The sequence below is a fragment of the Pedobacter sandarakinus genome, assembly GCF_026240095.1.
In the GTDB taxonomy this organism is placed as follows: domain Bacteria; phylum Bacteroidota; class Bacteroidia; order Sphingobacteriales; family Sphingobacteriaceae; genus Pedobacter; species Pedobacter sandarakinus.
In genome coordinates this window covers 415,463-433,988 of the sequence record NZ_JAPIVG010000001.1, presented here as the reverse complement: position 1 = coordinate 433,988, position 18,526 = coordinate 415,463, and the positions used below count along the sequence as shown (strand labels likewise).

The 18,526-nt window shown below is 37.3% G+C and carries 15 protein-coding genes and 2 tRNA genes; 11 read left to right on the top strand and 6 right to left on the bottom strand.

Features of this window, described 5'->3' with window-relative positions:
* Positions 1 to 178: 178 nt before the first annotated feature.
* A complete protein-coding gene (locus OQ268_RS01720) occupies positions 179 to 2,530 on the bottom strand; it encodes an efflux RND transporter permease subunit (protein ID WP_265854333.1) in 2,352 nt (783 codons plus the stop codon).
* 121 nt (positions 2,531 to 2,651) lie between these two features.
* Here OQ268_RS01720 and recO point away from each other — a divergent pair, with 121 nt between their 5' ends.
* The 3 genes from recO (at position 2,652) to OQ268_RS01705 (ending at position 3,637) form a co-directional block, all read left to right on the top strand.
* Positions 2,652 to 3,377, top strand: coding sequence for a DNA repair protein RecO (recO, locus tag OQ268_RS01715; protein WP_265854332.1), 726 nt, complete (start codon positions 2,652 to 2,654; stop codon positions 3,375 to 3,377).
* A 63-nt stretch (positions 3,378 to 3,440) separates the two neighbouring features.
* Positions 3,441 to 3,515 (top strand) — tRNA-Val (locus OQ268_RS01710).
* A gap of 44 nt (positions 3,516 to 3,559) precedes the next feature.
* Positions 3,560 to 3,637, top strand: a tRNA-Val gene (locus OQ268_RS01705).
* A gap of 162 nt (positions 3,638 to 3,799) precedes the next feature.
* Here the strand turns inward: OQ268_RS01705 and OQ268_RS01700 are convergent.
* A complete protein-coding gene (locus OQ268_RS01700; protein WP_265854331.1) occupies positions 3,800 to 4,162 on the bottom strand; it encodes a cupin domain-containing protein in 363 nt (120 codons plus the stop codon).
* A 600-nt stretch (positions 4,163 to 4,762) separates the two neighbouring features.
* Here OQ268_RS01700 and OQ268_RS01695 point away from each other — a divergent pair.
* The 3 genes from OQ268_RS01695 to OQ268_RS01685 all read left to right on the top strand — a co-directional run bounded on the left by OQ268_RS01695 (position 4,763) and on the right by OQ268_RS01685 (position 6,827).
* The gene (locus tag OQ268_RS01695; protein WP_265854330.1) at positions 4,763 to 5,179 is read left to right on the top strand and encodes a UbiA prenyltransferase family protein; all 417 of its coding nucleotides are present in this window, start codon (positions 4,763 to 4,765) and stop codon (positions 5,177 to 5,179) included.
* Positions 5,180 to 5,238: 59 nt separating this feature from the next.
* A complete protein-coding gene (locus tag OQ268_RS01690) occupies positions 5,239 to 5,862 on the top strand; it encodes a class I SAM-dependent methyltransferase (RefSeq protein WP_265854329.1) in 624 nt (207 codons plus the stop codon).
* Between the two features lie 62 nt (positions 5,863 to 5,924).
* A complete protein-coding gene (locus tag OQ268_RS01685) occupies positions 5,925 to 6,827 on the top strand; it encodes an NAD(P)/FAD-dependent oxidoreductase (RefSeq protein WP_265854328.1) in 903 nt (300 codons plus the stop codon).
* Between the two features lie 14 nt (positions 6,828 to 6,841).
* Here OQ268_RS01685 and OQ268_RS01680 read toward each other — a convergent pair whose 3' ends face one another.
* Both OQ268_RS01680 and OQ268_RS01675 read right to left on the bottom strand, forming a co-directional pair.
* Entirely contained in the window at positions 6,842 to 7,006 is a 165-nt protein-coding gene (locus tag OQ268_RS01680; RefSeq protein WP_265854327.1) for a hypothetical protein, read from the bottom strand.
* Positions 7,007 to 7,187: 181 nt separating this feature from the next.
* On the bottom strand, positions 7,188 to 8,627 hold the full coding sequence (locus tag OQ268_RS01675; protein ID WP_265854326.1) for an amino acid permease: 1,440 nt from the start codon (positions 8,625 to 8,627) through the stop codon (positions 7,188 to 7,190).
* 247 nt (positions 8,628 to 8,874) lie between these two features.
* Here OQ268_RS01675 and OQ268_RS01670 point away from each other — a divergent pair, with 247 nt between their 5' ends.
* From OQ268_RS01670 to OQ268_RS01660, 3 genes are read left to right on the top strand one after another with little or no spacing between them, the layout of a single operon-like run.
* Positions 8,875 to 9,210 (top strand): PadR family transcriptional regulator, encoded by a 336-nt coding sequence (locus tag OQ268_RS01670; RefSeq protein WP_265854325.1) that lies wholly within the window; start codon positions 8,875 to 8,877, stop codon positions 9,208 to 9,210.
* Between the two features lie 15 nt (positions 9,211 to 9,225).
* Positions 9,226 to 10,968 carry a PspC domain-containing protein gene (locus tag OQ268_RS01665; protein ID WP_265854324.1) on the top strand — a complete coding sequence of 581 codons (1,743 nt, stop codon included), beginning with the start codon at positions 9,226 to 9,228 and terminating at the stop codon, positions 10,966 to 10,968.
* A gap of 38 nt (positions 10,969 to 11,006) precedes the next feature.
* Positions 11,007 to 13,457 carry an outer membrane beta-barrel family protein gene (locus tag OQ268_RS01660; protein WP_265854323.1) on the top strand — a complete coding sequence of 817 codons (2,451 nt, stop codon included), beginning with the start codon at positions 11,007 to 11,009 and terminating at the stop codon, positions 13,455 to 13,457.
* A 172-nt stretch (positions 13,458 to 13,629) separates the two neighbouring features.
* Here OQ268_RS01660 and OQ268_RS01655 read toward each other — a convergent pair whose 3' ends face one another.
* Positions 13,630 to 14,025, bottom strand: coding sequence for a hypothetical protein (locus tag OQ268_RS01655; protein WP_265854322.1), 396 nt, complete (start codon positions 14,023 to 14,025; stop codon positions 13,630 to 13,632).
* A gap of 100 nt (positions 14,026 to 14,125) precedes the next feature.
* Positions 14,126 to 14,620, bottom strand: coding sequence for a hypothetical protein (locus OQ268_RS01650; RefSeq protein ID WP_265854321.1), 495 nt, complete (start codon positions 14,618 to 14,620; stop codon positions 14,126 to 14,128).
* A gap of 190 nt (positions 14,621 to 14,810) precedes the next feature.
* Here OQ268_RS01650 and OQ268_RS01645 point away from each other — a divergent pair, with 190 nt between their 5' ends.
* Both OQ268_RS01645 and OQ268_RS01640 read left to right on the top strand, forming a co-directional pair.
* Positions 14,811 to 15,470 (top strand): GDSL-type esterase/lipase family protein, encoded by a 660-nt coding sequence (locus tag OQ268_RS01645; RefSeq protein WP_265854320.1) that lies wholly within the window; start codon positions 14,811 to 14,813, stop codon positions 15,468 to 15,470.
* Between the two features lie 120 nt (positions 15,471 to 15,590).
* Positions 15,591 to 18,506, top strand: a complete 2,916-nt coding sequence (locus OQ268_RS01640; RefSeq protein ID WP_265854319.1) for a triple tyrosine motif-containing protein — start codon at positions 15,591 to 15,593, stop codon at positions 18,504 to 18,506.
* Positions 18,507 to 18,526: the final 20 nt, after the last annotated feature.

Sequence of the window (18,526 nt, the reverse complement as noted above, 5' to 3'; positions counted from 1 at the left end):
TTTCCATTTTAATGTTAGTCCTGCTGTGCGCTTTACTCGCTCCATAGAAAAAATTTCGCTCGTGCTCGCTACCATCAGGTTTATAAAGTCCTGTAAATACTTAGAACGCGGTTTTTCATTCCTTTTTCTTAAGTTAAGGTCCTATGGCAACCAATTTGTTTTCAACTTGCTACTTTAACTAGTGGTCAAATTCGCCAAGGTGTTTGGCTGTCTCCTCATCAGAAACAAATGTTCTTACTTTCTTCTTATCTAACCACAAAACCAATGCTGGCAATAGCGTTAGATTGAAGATTAGTGCCACAAATAAAGTTATCGATAGCAATAAGCCCAATACTACAGTGCCACCAAAAGTACTAGCAGTAAATATTCCAAATCCAAAGAATAAAATTAAAGCAATATGAGTCATGCTTACGCCAGTTTCGGTTATGGTATCGGTAATTACTTTTGGTACCGAGAAATTGGTTAGATTCAGCTCTTGCTGGTAACGGGTAAGGAAATAAATGGTTTGATCTGATGCTAAACCAAATGCAATTGTAAAAATTAAAATGGTAGATGGTTTAAGCGAAATACCAAAATATCCCATAATTCCAGCAGTAATAATTAGCGGAACAATATTCGGTAATAGGGAAATAAACATAATGCCTAAACTTTTAAATTGTGCCAAACGCAAAAGGGAAATGAGTACAATGGCTAAGCCAATACTCTCGAACAGATGTTTCAGCATATAGTCTGTGCCTTTAGAAAAGATAACACTGCTTCCGGTTAGCTCAACATCAAATTTCTCTGGGGGTAAAATGCTATCGATTCTGGGTTTTAATTCAGCCATAATAGCATCTAGGCGTTTAGATCCAACATCAGCCATTTGAAAACTAATCCGTGTACTCTGATTCCCCTTACTCACAAAATTGGTTAGTAAACTAGCATTACCTTTTCCTCCACTAGCAATGTAAGCTAAAATAAAATTCTTTTCCATGTTATCTGGCAAACGGAAGAAGGTAGAATCATTGTTGTAGAAAGCCTGTGTAGCGTATTTCAATCCCATATTTACGGAAATCGATCTAGAAAATTCTGGATATGAGGAAATCATTTTTTCCATCTTTTCCATTCGTTTTAGATTCGTTAGGTTAAATACACCATTCTTCTTTTTAGTATCAACACTTACTTCCAAAGGCAAAATCCCTTCAAAGTTTTTCTCAAAAAATTTCAAGTCTGTCAAAATGGTCGAACTTTTTGGCAAATCATCTACAACATATCCGTTCACATTTATTTTCATTACGCCAATAAAAGCAATAATTGAAATAATTACGGTTGCAATATAAATTACACTGCTTTTGCCTTGCACCAGGTTATCAGTTTTTACCAAAAGTTTATGTAAAAAACCTTCTTCGATATGCGTTTGGGCTTTAAGTTTTGGTGCCGGCAAATAACTAAAGATGATTGGAATCAGACATAAACACATTAACCAGGTAATCATTACGTTAATTGACGCTACACTGCCAAATTGCATTAACAACTCGCTCCCGGTGAAATACAGCACGCCAAATCCTATTGCTGCTGTAATATTTGCTATTAGGGTTGTAACTGCGATACGCTCTATAGTTAAACTTAGTGCCCTCTGTTTATCGCCATCTTTCCTAAGCTCGTTTTGGTACTTGTTTAAAAGCAAAATGCTATTAGGAATACCAATTATAACAATAAGGGGCGGTATTAAGCCAGTAAGAATGGTTAATTCGAAGCCAAATAAAACTAAGGTGCCGATACTCCAGATTACGCCCATAACAACAACCAGAATAGGGAAGAATACGGCATAAAATTTCCTAAAAAAGAACAATAGAATTACTGCCGAAACTAAGATAGAAAGGCCCAGGAAAAGCACAAATTCATTACTAACCAACTTGCTAACAGCCGTACGGATATATGGCAACCCAGATATATGAACCTGGATTTTGGTTTTCTCACCAAAGGCTCTTGCTTTTTCTTCGATCTGTTTGAGGATGGGATTCCGTTCTGCGGTATTTAATATTTTGGTGTCAAAAGTAATGGCCATCAGCGTGGCGTTCTGTTTATTGTACACCAAACCTTCAAAAAATGGCGTGTTAAATAAGGTGTTCTTTATCGAATCCATCTCTGGATCAGATTTCACCAAGCCATTAGGAATTGATTTTAATGTAAATTTCTGATCAACAGTATCTTTCTCAAGTTGGAAAATTCTTCCAGATGATAAAACCTGTTTAATGCCTTTAAGTTGTTGGATTTCGTTTGATAACTGAACCCATTGATTATAAATGTCTTTTTTAAAAATGTTTGGCGATTGTATCCCGACAACCATAACACTTCCATCTTCACCAAAGGTTTTTTTGAAGTTATTATATCTAACAAAGGCGCTATCAGTAACGGGCAGAATTTTGCTCCCTGTATAAGAGAGCTTAACATTTTTGGCTTGGTAGGCCATAAATATGGTGCCTAGTATAAAGAATAAAATGATTGCGATACGATTCTGAAGAATAAATCTCGATAGCTTTACCCACATGTGTAGTCTAGTTTAAATGATATGTTAAGGGCAAAACTAATCTTATTTACAAATCTGATTTACTTTTTGCGCAATTAAATTTGCACAAATAACATACTTTTGGAAAAATTGTTTTCGTCGCATGTTGCACAAAGTCAGGGGAATTGTTTTAAAAACAACGAATTACAGCGAGAGCAGTGTGGTGGTACAAGTGCTTACCGATAAATTCGGGATGCAATCTTACCTTATTAATGGTGTCAAAAAGCCTAAGGCAAAGGTTAAAATGAACATGTTACAATCACTTCATTTGTTAGATATGGTGGTTTATCACAAGACCAATACCACCATCCAACGCGTTTCAGAAATTAGGCAAACACCGGTGTTTAAAAGCATTCCTTACAATGTACTTAAAACCAGCATTGTTATTTTTTTAAACGAAGTGCTTTATAAAAGCATCAGACAGCAATCTGCCGATGAGAGTCTGTTCGATTATATTTTCAGTGCAATCGCTTGGTTTGATGAAAATGAGGATGTAGATCCAAACTTCCATCTTTCTTTTCTCTTAAAGTTGAGCAGATTTTTAGGTTTTTCGCCCAACGGAAGGCGTAGAGGCGATCAAAATTATTTCGACTTACATGAGGGTGCTTTCGTTTCGAGGGTTCCTGTACATGCTCATTACCTGGAAGGTGAAGATGCGTTAAGTTTCATCTCGCTATTTGAAACCTCGCTTGAAAAAATTTATGAAATCAAAATGAGCAATCGCAAAAGGCGATTTCTTCTTGATAAAATATTGGTTTTCTATACCTTACATACAGCCTCATTTGGAGAAGTACAATCGCATAAAATTTTAGAAACCTTGCTAGGTTGAAAAAAAATAAAAAAGATTTGCGAAACAATATTATAGCGCTATATTTGCATTCCCAAAAGGAAAGGGAAATTAGCTCAGCTGGTTCAGAGCACCTCGTTTACACCGAGGGGGTCGGGGGTTCGAACCCCTCATTTCCCACATAACTTTCTTGGATTAGGAAGGTTTTTACAAACACCCAATAGGGGAAATTAGCTCAGCTGGTTCAGAGCACCTCGTTTACACCGAGGGGGTCGGGGGTTCGAACCCCTCATTTCCCACCATGAAGCCTTTCAGAAATCTGAAAGGCTTTTTTATTTTTTGAAATAGTCTGTAGGGTATAACCTTTGACCATACTTCGTTGCTATTTTTTCGAACTTTGCCATCGTGTCCTGGTTCATTTCCGGTGCAGGTAAAAAAGTATTCGCTTCAACTGGCGTTCCTATCTATTCAAACATTTTTTCCATGCCGGCAGGTGTAACAATACAAAGCATATGGGCCAGATTTTTCTTAAGGTTTTTAAACTGATGAACGATTCCTCCCTTTGGAATATTTACAAAAGTTCCTTTTTTTGCAGTTTGCTTGCCCTGCTCAGTTGTAAATTCGATTTCTCCATCTAAAATGTAAAATGCCTCCTGTATGTTTGGATGTGCATGTGGCCCCGGACCACTAAAAGATGGTACCAACATATCTATAACGGCGTATTCTCCGTTGGTTTGCTCTCCAGAAATGATAATTTTATAGGTATCGCCCACAACAGACATACTATTACCACTATTTTCCTCAACTATGCTTATAAGATTTTCCATTTCCATCGTTTTATATCTAACGTTTAGCGGGTTTAGTTGTTTCAAATTAATTATGCTGTCTTTTTTGGATATTTAATTCGAAATTGCAAATAGTTATATTTTAGAATGGTTAATAAATTAATACGCTTTGTTTTTTTTGGAAACTACTTTGTAGGCATTCTCGCTGTAGCCTTAACCATCGAAGCTACATTGCAACTTCGGCTTCCATTCAATTCTATTAATTACTATCTGCTTCTTTTTTTAGCGCCAACCATTTATTACACACACGCATACCACAACGTTTCCACAAACCCAACTGTTACTAACCCACGTAATCAATGGTACTTTAAGCACAGAATGTTTATTAACTGGAGCCAGGGAATTCTTTTCGTTCTATGCCTTATCTTGTCTTTGAACTTGCTTTTTCAAAACTTCGTCAATTTTTTAAAACTTCCAATAAGTTACTGGTCTGCAATCGCAATAATCATAATAGCCGGCGTGCTGTATTACGGGTTATTACCAAAATCTTTTTTAAGTTTTAACCTTCGGAATACAGGTTGGTTAAAGGCCTTTGTTATTGGTTTTGTATGGGCGTGTTGCGCTAATGTTTTACCGTTAATTATGCTGAAAATAGAAACAGGAATTGGCTACCACGATTCGGTAATGTGGACCTGGCTTTTTATTAAAAATTGGATGTTTTGTACGGTTAATGCTATCATTTTCGATATCAAAGATTATCCAACAGATGCGAATAAGCATTTGAGGACTTTCGTTGTTCGTTATGGATTACGCAAAACAATATTCAACATTCTTATTCCATTATTAATAGTTGGATTACTTTCTCTTGGGATTTTTGCTGATTATAAGGACTTTGCCTGGCCACAGGTTTTGTGCAATGTACTTCCGTTTCTCCTAACGATCTACGTTGCGTACACCATGCACAAACGGAAAAACATCTTGTATTATTTAATGGTAATAGATGGGTTAATTTTATTTAAAGCCTTGTGTGGAATTTTAGGGATGCAGTTTGTTAGGTAAGCCTAAACTAGATATAATACCTCTCCGGATTATTGCATAAGTTAAAACGGGTATTAAATGTGAATAATAACTATGATAAAATAGCTAACAGTTACGACTTCCTAAGCAGGATGGTATTTGGTCGTGCCCAGGTAAATGCCCAGATCCATCAACTGAAATACCTTCCGACGAGGGGAAATATACTCATTGTAGGTGGTGGTACGGGTTGGATATTAGAAGAAATTGCAAAGATTCATCCATCAGGTTTAAATATCACTTATGTTGAAGTATCAGCCAAGATGATATTGCTTTCGATGAAAAGAAATACCCATGATAATGAAGTTACTTTTTATCGCGACAGCATTGAAAACTTTGAAAGCAATTGCCGTTTTGATGCCATTTTAACTCCTTTTTTATTTGATAATTTCTCAACTCAAACTGCCGAGATGGTTTTTAAAAAGCTTAATCTGCTGCTGATAAACCAAGGGGTATGGCTCATGGTCGATTTCACTTTAAAACATGGATCTATTTGGTGGAAGCAGGTATTTTTGAAGTTGATGTACCAGTTCTTTCGGATACTTAGTAATGTGGAAACGAAAACTTTGGTTGATACAGAAGTCTATTTTGATCACTGCAAATACAAGATAATAGCAGTAAGTTTTTATTTTGGCAGGTTTATCAAAGCAATTGTATACCTAAAATAAATACCTAATCTTTAAGGCAACATTGTTGCATTTGTAATTTTACTTTTGCATCTTTGTTAATAATGGATCATCAACAATTTGAAGTAATTATCATCGGAGGAAGTTATGCCGGGCTTTCGGGTGCATTAGCATTAGGTAGGGCCAAACGCAAAACATTAATTTTAGATGAAGGTAAACCCTGCAATCGGCAAACGCCATATTCGCATAATTTTTTAACACACGATGGCCAAAAACCAAGTGAAATATCTACTATTGCTAAATCTGAAGTGCTCAATTATCCAACAATTAGCCTCAGTAACGAACGAGTTTTGATTATAGAAAAGATAGATCTAGGCTTCGAAGTTATTACCGCTCAGCATGTGTATACTTCAAGAAAAATCTTACTTGCAACTGGTTTAAAAGATGTTTTTCCTGACATCATGGGCTTTGAATCTTGTTGGGGAATATCTGTAATCCATTGTCCATACTGCCACGGGTATGAGGTAAGTGGCGAAAAAATCGGTTTATTGATGAATGGAGACCATGCTTTTGAGATGGCTAAGAATTTAAATCACTGGAATAAGGAATTATCAGTGCTGACAAATGGAAAATCTCAGCTAAGCGTTGAGCAAACTAACAAGTTACGGTCGAAGTCTATAGACATCATCGAAGAAGAAGTTTCTGAGTTTATTCACGAAAATGGTGTCTTAAGTGGTGTCATGTTTAAAAATGGTGCATTTATAAACCTAAAAGCTGTTTATGCCAGATGCGATGTGAAGCAACACTTGGATTTCAGTCAGCAGCTAGCAGTTGAGTATACCGATTTGAAAACAATAAAAGTAAATGAGCTTCAGCAAACCAATGTTGCTGGCGTTTATGCGGCAGGAGATTGCACCACGCTGATGCGTACGGTATCTGTAGCTGTATCAGCTGGTACCATGGCTGCAGTAATGATCAATAAAGCATTGATCGAAGAAGACTTTTGATAGAACATTTAAATCTAAAATAAAATTGCGCCTATTATAGTCGCAAGGAACATCATGGCAATTACAATTCTATCTGCATTAATCCATTGTGCTCTTGTTAAAGGTTTAGCAATTGTTGGTTTAGTTTCTGCCTTTGCTCTCGCAAGTCTAAATATCGATGTGTCTAATTTAATAAGCATAAAAAAAGTTTTTATAGGGTATTAAACTGAAAACAAATCACAAGCCAAAAACATTCGTAAGCGCTAGTTTGTGGATAACTTAAACATTTATTCTCAACCTGCGTGGTAATTTGGGTATAACTACGTAAATCTCGGATTATGGCTTAACATTTTTTGCTCTTAACTATTTATTTTTAACCAATTACAATTTACCGTTTCTCAATCTACTGTGTTTTTTTCCATACCAGAAATAAATCGCTAAGCCAATTGCTAACCATACAATAAGCCTTAACCAAGTTTCCCAGGGTAAGAAAACCATCATAGCAATACAGGTAAAGATCCCAAGTATGGGCACCAATGGAACAAAAGGAACTTTAAAGGGTCTTTTGGCATTTGGGTTAGTCTTCCTTAAGATAAGAATGCCTACACAAACCATTAGGAAGGCAAGTAAAGTGCCTATGCTGGTCATTTCGCCCACCACATTCATCGGAACAAACGCTGCAAAAAGACCAATGAACACGCACAAGATGATGTTTGATTTCCATGGGGTCTGGAATTTAGCATGTACATCAGAAAACATTGTTGGTAGCAATCCATCCTTACTTATGGAGTAAAACATTCGAGACTGTGCCATTAAATCTATTAATATTACCGAAGTGTAGCCAATTAAGATCGCAAGAATAATGGCTTGACTGAGCCATCCGTAAGGTGTTTTTTCGATGGCGATAGCCACAGGTGCACCGCTATTTGCAAAGTCTTTGTAATTCGCTAAGCCCGTCATTACATGTCCGAATAAACCAAACAAGACGGTACAAACCAATAAAGAGCCGATAATTCCGATTGGCAAATCCCTGGCAGGATTTTTAGTTTCTTGTGCAGAAGCTGCCACAGCATCAAAGCCAATAAAAACAAAAAATACCAAGCCGGCACCCCTTAACACACCGCTCCAGCCAAACTGGCCAAAGGTGCCCGTATTTTCAGGGATGTATGGATGATAATTGGATGGATCGATATATTGCCACCCTAAGGCAATAAATACGAGTACAACGCCAACCTTCAAAAAAACAATCACGCCGTTAACAATGGCTGATCCCTTTGTACCACGGATTAAGACTGCAGTCATTAATACCACAACTAAAGCAGCGGGAATATTGATTATTCCATTTACGGTTTCGCCGTTTGCAAGTTTAGCAGTTTCAAATGGTGATAGTGTTAGTTGAGGTGGTAAATAGATGCCTAGACTAGACAGAAATTTAGTTAAATACTGCGACCAGCTAATGGCCACTGTTGCACAGCCTACTGAATATTCGAGTACCAAATCCCAACCGATAATCCATGCAAAAAGCTCGCCCATCGTGGCATAAGAATAAGTATAAGCACTACCGGCCACAGGTATCATTGAAGCAAACTCCGCATAGCAAAGAGCGGCAAAGCCACAGCCTATGGCAGCAATAACAAATGAAAGTGTAACCGCCGGACCAGAATGGTTGGCAGCAGCAAGGCCCGTAATCGAAAATAATCCTGCTCCAAGTGTTAAACCAACGCCAATCAAGATCAGGTTAATGGGACCGAGTGTTCTTTTTAGCGTTCCTTCGCCGGTTTCGTTTGCTTCTGCAACAATACTAGCAATAGACTTTTTCATGAAAATAAGTTAAGATGATTACAAAACTATAAAAATATATGTAATCTATAGTATTTATCGTTTTTTAAATTCCTTCGCATTTATTGCAAATTTTTAGCTGATCTTTTGTCAGTTTAAATTTATAATGCTGAAATTTCTGATACGAACAAAAAATAAGATATTGATTATCAATATAATATAAATTATTATTTTAAATATTTAGTACTATGTATTGCATAGTACATTATAAAACATATATCTTTGTATTATGATAGCAGAAAATACGCAAACGCAAATGCGGAAGGGAATTCTGGAGTACTGTGTTTTATCCATCATATCACGAGGAGAAATCTATGCCTCTGATATCATCGCTGAATTGAGATCGGCGAAGTTATTGGTGGTAGAGGGCACATTATACCCCTTGTTAACTCGGCTTAAGAACAATGGTTTATTAAGCTATAACTGGGTAGAATCTACCTCAGGACCTCCACGCAAATACTATACTTTAACAGCAATAGGTAAAGATATTTTATCACAATTGGATCAAACCTGGCAAGAATTGGCTTATGCTGTAGGTGTATCTCAAAAAGGAGCCAACTCATAATTTTTAGAAACTGAAATGGAAAAGACCATCATCATCAATATTGGCAATACGATTATTCATATCGAGGAAAGTGCCTACGAACTTTTGAAAGCTTATTTAAATGAAGTGAAGCAGTACTTCGCTAACCATGCCGACGACTTCGAGATTGTAACGGACATTGAAAACCGTATTGCAGAGTTATTAAGTGAACAACTCGAGGCGCAGAAAAAGCAAGTAATAGATGCTGCCAATGTGCAACTGGTAATTACACAAATGGGGCGTGTACAAGATTTTGATTCGGCTGAGGTAAACGAGGAAGAATCTTTTACACAAAGTAACGATCAGCATCAGTTTATCGACAAAAAATTATACCGCGATATGGACAGCCGCGTTGTTGCCGGCGTTTGTGCGGGAATAGCACATTATCTTAACACCGAAGCCAGATGGATACGGTTAGCCTTTTTTCTTATTACATTTTTAGGCGGTGCCGGAATATTGGTTTATGGGATTTTGTGGGTGATTATGCCTAAGGCCACATCCAGACTAGAGCGTATGGAAATGAAAGGTGAACCTGCAAACCTACAGGGCTTCCAACGAAATTTAGATGAGGAGTTGCAAGCAATGAAGGCAGGCTTGAGCGAAGTGAACAGACATGCTCAACCAATTTTCGGCCGATTAGGCCTTTTTATCGGTGAATTTTTTGAGTGGCTAGCAAAATTTATCTCGGGCACAGGAAAAGTAATTTTTAAAGTTATTGCAGGATTTATCATCCTCTTCGGTGTATTTTTCCTACTCTCGCTTATTATTGGTTTTGCGGCCTTTCAGGGTTTCTGGGATTCGAGTATCTATGAATATTTTCCTTTTTCTATTATCAATTACGGAAACAGGGGCGTGATAGTTTTCAGTGCGTTTGTTGTATGTTTCGTGCCTATTTTGGCTTTAGTACTTTTTTCTATCAGGGTAGCTTTTAATAAACAAGCCATTAATAAAACGTTGTCTTTTGCGTTACTAATTATATGGTTGGCTGGTGTTGCCGCAACCGGATATTATGCAGCAAAAATTTCCTCGGAGTTTAAGCAGCATGCCGAACTTACACAAACCACCGATTTGAAATCATTTAAAACTTATGTAATCGAGATTGATAAAAGTAAATATTTCAGTAAAGAAGACAGTTTAATTTACCAAATCGACGGTAGCCAACGTAGGCAGATTGTAACTGATGACTTCGAGGATGGGCCTTTCATCTTCCCTAGTAAGATCCGGATTAATATTGAAAAGAGCCAGACAGGAACTACACGTTTGATCCAAAAGTACGAATCACAAGGAAAAACTTTCCAGAGTGCTTTACAAAATGCGCAGAATATCGATTACAGATACGTTGTAAAAGATGCATCAATTGTATTGAACCCGCGATTTCAATTGCGAAAGGGAACCATCTGGAGAAACCAGGAAGTTTGGTTGAACATAGAAGTACCTGTTGGCACGAAATTGATTTTGAAAGAAGACGTTTATAGGTACCTCAACAATTATTATGGGACCTGGGATTGCGGCAAACTCGAAAATGATAATGATGACGCAAGCCTTTGGATCATGACAGCGGAAGGCTTAAAGTGTGAAGCACAAATGAAAGCAGATGCCATTAAAAATAAAACATTGAGGGAAGAACTGTCTCACTTGAAATTTCTACAGGAAAATTCAGCCACCGATAGTGTCGAACAAGATTCTGTATCTAATAGAATCAAAGAGATTGAGGAAGAATTGGGTTTAACTAAAATATAAGCTTATCAATTAATCGCCAGAAGGCAGACAAAATAATCATGAAGAAATTGTATGTGCTCATTGCATGTCTAATGACGTGTGGGATCTCCTTTGCCCAAAAATCAAATCGTATTGAAGGAAAAATTAACGATGAAAAGCGCATACCTGCGCCATATGCTGTGGTAAAGTTATTCAGGTTGGCGGATACATCACAAGTGAAAACCATTTCATCAGACATCGAAGGCCATTTTAAATTTACGCAGGTGAACAGTGGATCGTATTTTATTATTGTGTCTTTGGTGGGTTTCCAAACAAAGCAAACTGAGAAATTTGTTTTAGACGCAGATGTCACTCTACCCACCATAACGATACAGCCATTGGCCAAGCAATTAAATGAGGTGAGTGTTTCTGCTACTAAACCTTTTATTGAGCATCAAGTAGACAAAACGGTTTTGAATGTTGAAAATAGCATCACAGCAACCGGCGGAACGGCTTTGGAAGTTTTGGAAAAGGCACCTGGCGTTCAAATTGATAGACAAAGCGATCAGATTAAGCTCAATAACAAACCCGGTGTGTTGATTATGATTGATGGCAAAACAAATTTTTTATCAGGAGCCGACGTTACAACCTTATTAAGCAACATGAGTGCTGAACAAATTTCTACAATAGAAATTATTACTAATCCATCATCTAAGTACGACGCAGCAGGAAATGCAGGTATCATTAACATCAAACTAAAAAGAAATAAATCTTTCGGTACAAACGGCTCACTATCTTTCAATGGTGGTCAGGGAATTATGCCCAATTCACCCGCAGATTTATACCGTGGAGGAGTGAACCTTAATCTCAACCATCGTGTAGGGAAGTGGAATGTTTTTGGGAATGGCGCCATAGCCAGAAAGGTAAACTTTAACAATATTTTTCTGGACAGAACGAGTATTGCAAACGGCACAGCCAGCTATCTTACCCAAAATTTCGACCGCAATAACAAAGGAGTCGGTTTCCAGGGCAAATTTGGTGCAGACTATTATGCTAATGAGAAAACGGTATTTGGGGTAATGGTAGATGCCAACACCGTTAAATCCAAGCTCACAAATTTCAGCAATACAAATATCAATGCGGTTCAAAATGGATCAAATACATTAAGTTCAATTGTTCAGAATGCATATTCTACATCACCCGTAGGCAATTTAACGGCAAATTTGAATCTGAAGCATGACTTTACCAAAAAGGGTAATTTTTTAACTTTCGATGTGGATTATGCCGGATTTGGCAATGAAAAAACTGAGGACTTCATTGCTGATTATTTGGAGGCAACCGGCAAAGTAACCAAGCAAACTAATTTGAGAAATACTACCGATGCCGAGATTAGCGTTTACGCAGCCAAAGGCGATTTAACATTGCAGGTATCAGAAAACTTGAAAATAGAAACGGGTGTAAAAAGTAGCTACGTAATAACCAATAACGATTTTCTTTCTGAACAGTTAATTGGTCTGGTATGGCAAAATGACTTGGGAAAATCGAATTACTTTGTTTACAAGGAGAATATTAATGCGGCGTATGGGAATGTATCAAAGACATGGAAATCGTGGCAGGTTCAATTGGGTTTACGAGCAGAACATACGCATTCTAACGGCATGTCGGTTACTGATAGTAAAGAAGTAGATCGCAATTATTTGTCGCTTTTTCCAACAATTTTTGTGCACCAGAAGCTTAGTGAGAATCACAATCTGGGATATTCTTACAGCAGGCGTGTAGATCGGCCGAATTACCAGCAGTTAAACCCTTTTGTTTTCTATATGGATCCATTGGCGGTAGACCAGGGAAACCCGTATTTAAAGCCGCAATTTACCGATAACTTTGAGGTGAACTATAGCTATAAGCAGGCCTCGCTTTCATTAACTTATGCCAATACCCGGGATATGATTACGCAGATAAGTCAGCAGAATGATGCCACCCGTGTAATAAGTGTAGTGAGGCAAAATCTCGGTCGTTTCCAAAATTTTTCGGCGGGTGTCTTCATCCCCATAAAAATAACAAAATGGTGGAACTTACAGAACAACGCCAGTGTTTACTACAGCAAATTTGAGGATGGCAATTTGGAGGGAGCGCCATATCTGGCTGCTAAGGCAGCTGTGAATGTGTACAGTTCAAGCACTTTTACACTCCCAAAAAATTTCAGCGTCGAAATAAACTTTTGGTTAAATACGCCACGAATTTCAGGTGTAGAGCAAACAACTATCAATCAATATGCTGTTAATGCAGGCGTGCAAAAAAGTATGTGGAATAAAAAATTAAAGTTACGGTTAAATATAGATGATATCTTCCTAACGAACTACTGGGCTGGTAGCTTAGTTTATCAAAATGTAAACATGAATGTGGTAAACCATTATTCCAGTAGAAGAATTAATTTCAACATGAGTTACAGTTTTGGAAACCAGAATGTTAAATCGGCAAGAACCAGAAAAACTGCTACCGACGATATAAACGGAAGAGCGGGGAGTAATTAAGCTAAACCAAGTAACGGACTTTGATAAAATGAATAGGATATTCTATGCCATGCTTGTAGCAAACTCTATCAGGCTTTATAGCTGTAAAACTTACATAAAAATTAAGTAAATAACAGGTGGTATAAGTGCCGAACTAACCCGATAATAGTTTCTGTAAAGTCTAAGTTCACAGCTATTTGCGCTGTTCGGCACTTTGTTTATAAGTGTCGTGATACAGTTTATATCCATCTGCTGTAAGAAGTTGATGTTGAACTTGGCCGAGCATTTTCAATTGATAACCACCATCGACTTTTACGATTTCGAAGGTTCCTTTTGGGAAGCTAATTTGATCGTGTTTTACGAGATATGGCCCCTTGGTATAATCAGCTGTTCCATTGGTTTGTTTAAAAGCAAAGAATTCTACGGTGTTTGCTGCAAATTGACATTGTATCACCGCATAACGCTTACCACCCAATTCTGGCTTAACCAAATAAAATTGCTGATCGGCCAGCGAAATTGAATTTTCACATGATAGAAGCATCATCGTGCTGAAGATTGCTAACAGAAATAAATTAAAACGGCGTTTCATATTTTGGCGCAAGTATGGCTTAAGATGGCATCGTTATTTGATATAACAAAACAATAAGTATTGCATGGTATCTTTGGGACAATCGTTGCACAAAGAAAAATCATTTTCTCAACAATGCCCTATATTCACTGGCTTTCTGATAAATATATTCATCGGCACCTTTTGGGTAAGGTTTGCCACCAGGACCAGCATATACGGGACCATTGTACGTTTTCGAAACATATTTAGACTCGTAAACAAACAGCCATAGGTTAATATGATCTAGTAAATCTAAGAATGCCTGGGGCATTTCGCTTAGCAAATGTGAGTTGCTCATTAAGATTTTTTTGATCTCCATATTATTGGGATACCAGATACTTTGCTCAATGAAATTACGTTCGTCATCAGTAATTTTACCCATAGCCTGGAAGCGAATAAATTCCTGTTTATTTACCCTGGATAAAATTTCTAAGGGGGCAAATATCTTTTCGAGTTCTTTTTTCTTGCTTGCCAGCTGTTTATTTCTGGTTTCGAAATACTGGTTGATGAAAATAACCAAGATGGCACTAATTGCACCAATTAAGCTAGGCAATAGTACGTTTAAAAGCGCTCCCATAAAGTGTATAATTTAGATCAATGATGTGCCTAGCCCCTAACAAATGTTTGATTTATAGGTTTTTGGCTCTGCCTAAGATACTAATTTCAACCTGCTTTAAAAATACGGATCTAAAAGTTGTACATTTTTTATCTTCAATCTTTATTGCTGATTGCTATATTGTAAACTTTTCAATAAAAGATTAATAACCATGAAAAAATTATCCTTAATAGTATTACTAGCTAACCTGATTATTTTAAGCGTTAATGCGCAACAAAAACACGCTTTCTGGGATGACGTGCAAACGATCAAAAAATACGATCAGATGTTTAAACCTCCGGTGAACCCCGTATTATTTGTTGGTAGTTCTTCTATTCGTAAATGGGATGATCTTACTCAGATTTTTGCTAAATATAATGCTTTAAATAGGGGTATAGGCGGAGCGGTTACCAACGATATTACCTATTACCTGAACGATATAGTATTTCCATACAAACCACGGCAGATTGTGCTGTATGTGGGCGAGAACGATATACCTAATGCGCAAACTACTGCCGATTCTGTGCTGAACAGGACTGTAAAGTTATACCGGGCCATTAGAGCAAAATTACCGGATGTTCCGCTGGTTTACATTTCTATAAAACCTAGTCCGAGTAGAGCTGCATTTAGAGAAAAAGCAGTAGCCGCCAATGCGCTGATCAAAAATTTTTTATCAAAAGAACCGAATACAAAATTTGTTGATGTATTTACTCCGATGCTTACTAAAACCGGCGAGATGCGACCAGAGCTTTTTGTTGGCGATATGTTACACATGAACGCAAAGGGATATGCTATTTGGAGAAAAGCGGTAGAAAAATATTTAATGAAGTAGCAAAAAGCGGTATATGTTTACAAAGCCCTAATCGCTGCCATATGGTGTTGGTTTTCCCAATCTGCTGCTTAGGAATTGGAATTATATTTTTATCATTGCATAAAGCCTCCAATTTGCCAAATGAAGAAATTCCTTTTTGCCTTTATCTTTTTTATAGTCGGTAGAAATGCCCTTGCGCAAGATTTGTTGGGTATTCCTCAAATTGTAAACTATAATAACGAAGATTATAAAGGTGGGATCCAAAATTGGGATGTAAAACAAGACCGCGGAGGCATTTTATACTTCGGGAATAATGAAGGTTTGTTAACCTTTAATGGCAGATATTGGAATTTGTACCGCCTACCAAACTTTACTGCAGTGCGTTCGTTGGATATCGATTCTAAAAATAGAATTTACGTAGGCGGGCAAGATGAATTTGGTTATTTTTATCCCAACGATCATGGTATTTTACAATATCATTCATTGTTGCCCTTATTACCAGAACGCCTCCGAAAACTTGCCGACATCTGGGATATTTCCATCTTTCACGATGAAGTTTTCTTTCGTTCGAATAACGCGATCGTCCATTACAAGAATGGCATGCTCAAGTATTACAAAACCAATACCACCTGGTTACACCTTGGGCAAGCCAATGGAACAGTCTATGCTCAAGTTAGGGGTAGTGGTTTGATGATTTATGCTGATGACGCATGGAAACCCTATTGTACAGATACCCTCTTGAAACATTCTTCCATAACGGCAATTATGCCATTTGGAAAAGATTCATTGTTAGTCTCTACCCTGAAAAAGGGTTTGTTTATTATCACTAAGGGCAGATTAAGCACTTTTGAAACCAAATTCGACCCTGTTCTTTTTAATGATCGTGTATTTTTCTCCAGTAAAATCAGTGCAAGTCAATATGCCTTGGGCACCACATCTGGCGGAATTTATATCATGAATAAAGGAGGAAAACTCATCCAAAAGTATAATTATAAGGAAGGTTTGCAGAATAATAATGTGCGTGGCATTTTATTAGATCGCGATAAGAACTTGTGGTTAGCGCTTGACGATGGAATCTCATACATCGCTATCAACAGTGCTATTAAGAATATTTTTCCCGATAGGAACAAACAAATTACCAGCTATGCCTTCAGGAAATTTGACCAGTCTATTTATATTGGAACTTCTAATGGATTGTACGCCTCGAAAATCTCAGAAAACAATGGAGATTTGAGTTATTCTACATCTAATTTTGAGGAAGTAAAAAATACCCGCGGCCAGGTTTGGGGATTAAATGAATTTAATAATGAGTTATTGATGGCTCACGAAGAAGGAACTTCTGCGGTAAAGGGTAGGGTTGCCCAACCCATATATAATTTGCCTGGCACATGGATGTTTGAGCCCTTGGAAAATGTTTATCCTATTAATGATGTTGTTGCGGGCACATACACTGGGTTGCAGAAGCTTAACTTTATCAATGGTAAATTCGTCAGTTTAGGTAAGATAGAGGGAATTACGGAAACTTTGCGTTTCATTGTGGCTGATAACAATAATTCTGATGTCATTTGGGCTTCCCACCCTTACCATGGTGTATATAAAATTGTTTTAGCGCCCGACCATAAACGGATCTTGAGTACTAAAATGTATACCGACCAAGATGGATTACCTTTCAAGTTGTACAATTACGTTTACCGCATTAAAAATAGGGTTGTTATTGCCACGGTTAAAGGTGTTTTTGAATTTGATGCGGACAGGAATAAATTCATACGCTTAAAATTGTTTGGGAATGCATTGAATAACCTGCCCATACAATACCTGAAAGAGGATAATGACGGCAACGTATGGTTTGTAACCAATAAAAAGGTTGGTGTAATAGATTTTGGTAAATCTTCAACGGCTCATCCGTTTCGTATATTTTACATGCCCGAGTTAGACGGGAAGGTTGTAGGCGGTTTTGAGTCGATTTACACACTCGACAGTAAGAACATATTTATTGGTGCAAATAAGGGCGCCTACCATATCAATTACTTAAAATATATTGAAAACATTACTAAACCAAAAGTTATTCTTGGGAATGTAAGGCTTCTTGGAAAGGCCGATAGCTTGGTTTTTGGAGGCTATTTTGTGAAAAACGGAGCCATTACCTATCAGCAGGATTCTTCTGGAATTCCAAGCTACAAGTATGATTTAAATTCAATTCATTTTGAATTTTCATCCACCCTTTTTGAGCATGATAAAAACTTAAAGTTTAGTTACCAATTAGTTGGTTTTGATGATAATTGGTCGCTCTGGAACAACAAGAGTGAAAAGGATTATACGAATTTACCCGCGGGAAGTTATGCGTTTAAAATCAAAGCCAGAACCAACGAAGATAATGAGTCTGAAGTTTTAACTTATAGTTTTGAGATTTTGCCTGCCTGGTATAATTCTTTCTGGATGAAACTGCTTTACCTGGCAATTGTTTTATTAGGCCTACGTTTACTGGTTAAATGGCAAAAAAGCAAGCACCAAAAGGAACAAGATAGAATGAGCTATTTACACCAGTTGGAATTAGATAGAAATGAGAAGGAGATTGTTAGGCTGCAAAATGAAAAGCTAGAAGCCGATGTAAATTATAAAAACAAGGAGCTTTCTACGATGACCATGCACCTTGTTCAACGCGGAAAAGTTTTGGCAAAGATAAAGGAGGTTATCTCAACAGTTATTAAGAACCATGATATTAGCGAGAGCTCTCCCAGTTTTAGGCACTTGATTCGCCTGATTAAAGATGTAGAGAAAAAAGATCAGGAATTGGATCACCTAGGCATACATTTTAATCATGTAAACGCCGCTTTTTTCAACCAATTAAAAAACCGTTACCCAGACTTAAGCCAAAATGATTTAAAATTTTGTGCGTATTTATCAATGAATCTTTCATCAAAAGAAATGGCACAATTGATGAACATCACGATCAAAGCGGTAGAGGTAGGCAGATACCGCCTGAGAAAGAAATTACAACTTAAGCCCGAAACGAATTTATACGAGTTTCTACTTGCAATATCCAACCCAAAACAGTAATCAATCAAAGTTTTTGTTGT

Bases quoted from the DNA above. Each gene is read 5' to 3' on its own strand.
- OQ268_RS01720 (WP_265854333.1), bottom strand. From the start codon at position 2,530: ATGTGGGTAAAGCTATCGAGATTTATTCTTCAGAATCGTATCGCAATC.
- recO (WP_265854332.1), top strand. From the start codon at position 2,652: ATGTTGCACAAAGTCAGGGGAATTGTTTTAAAAACAACGAATTACAGC.
- OQ268_RS01700 (WP_265854331.1), bottom strand. From the start codon at position 4,162: ATGGAAAATCTTATAAGCATAGTTGAGGAAAATAGTGGTAATAGTATG.
- OQ268_RS01695 (WP_265854330.1), top strand. From the start codon at position 4,763: ATGCTGAAAATAGAAACAGGAATTGGCTACCACGATTCGGTAATGTGG.
- OQ268_RS01685 (WP_265854328.1), top strand. From the start codon at position 5,925: ATGGATCATCAACAATTTGAAGTAATTATCATCGGAGGAAGTTATGCC.
- OQ268_RS01680 (WP_265854327.1), bottom strand. From the start codon at position 7,006: ATGCTTATTAAATTAGACACATCGATATTTAGACTTGCGAGAGCAAAG.
- OQ268_RS01675 (WP_265854326.1), bottom strand. From the start codon at position 8,627: ATGAAAAAGTCTATTGCTAGTATTGTTGCAGAAGCAAACGAAACCGGC.
- OQ268_RS01670 (WP_265854325.1), top strand. From the start codon at position 8,875: ATGATAGCAGAAAATACGCAAACGCAAATGCGGAAGGGAATTCTGGAG.
- OQ268_RS01665 (WP_265854324.1), top strand. From the start codon at position 9,226: ATGGAAAAGACCATCATCATCAATATTGGCAATACGATTATTCATATC.
- OQ268_RS01660 (WP_265854323.1), top strand. From the start codon at position 11,007: ATGAAGAAATTGTATGTGCTCATTGCATGTCTAATGACGTGTGGGATC.
- OQ268_RS01655 (WP_265854322.1), bottom strand. From the start codon at position 14,025: ATGAAACGCCGTTTTAATTTATTTCTGTTAGCAATCTTCAGCACGATG.
- OQ268_RS01650 (WP_265854321.1), bottom strand. From the start codon at position 14,620: ATGGGAGCGCTTTTAAACGTACTATTGCCTAGCTTAATTGGTGCAATT.
- OQ268_RS01645 (WP_265854320.1), top strand. From the start codon at position 14,811: ATGAAAAAATTATCCTTAATAGTATTACTAGCTAACCTGATTATTTTA.
- OQ268_RS01640 (WP_265854319.1), top strand. From the start codon at position 15,591: ATGAAGAAATTCCTTTTTGCCTTTATCTTTTTTATAGTCGGTAGAAAT.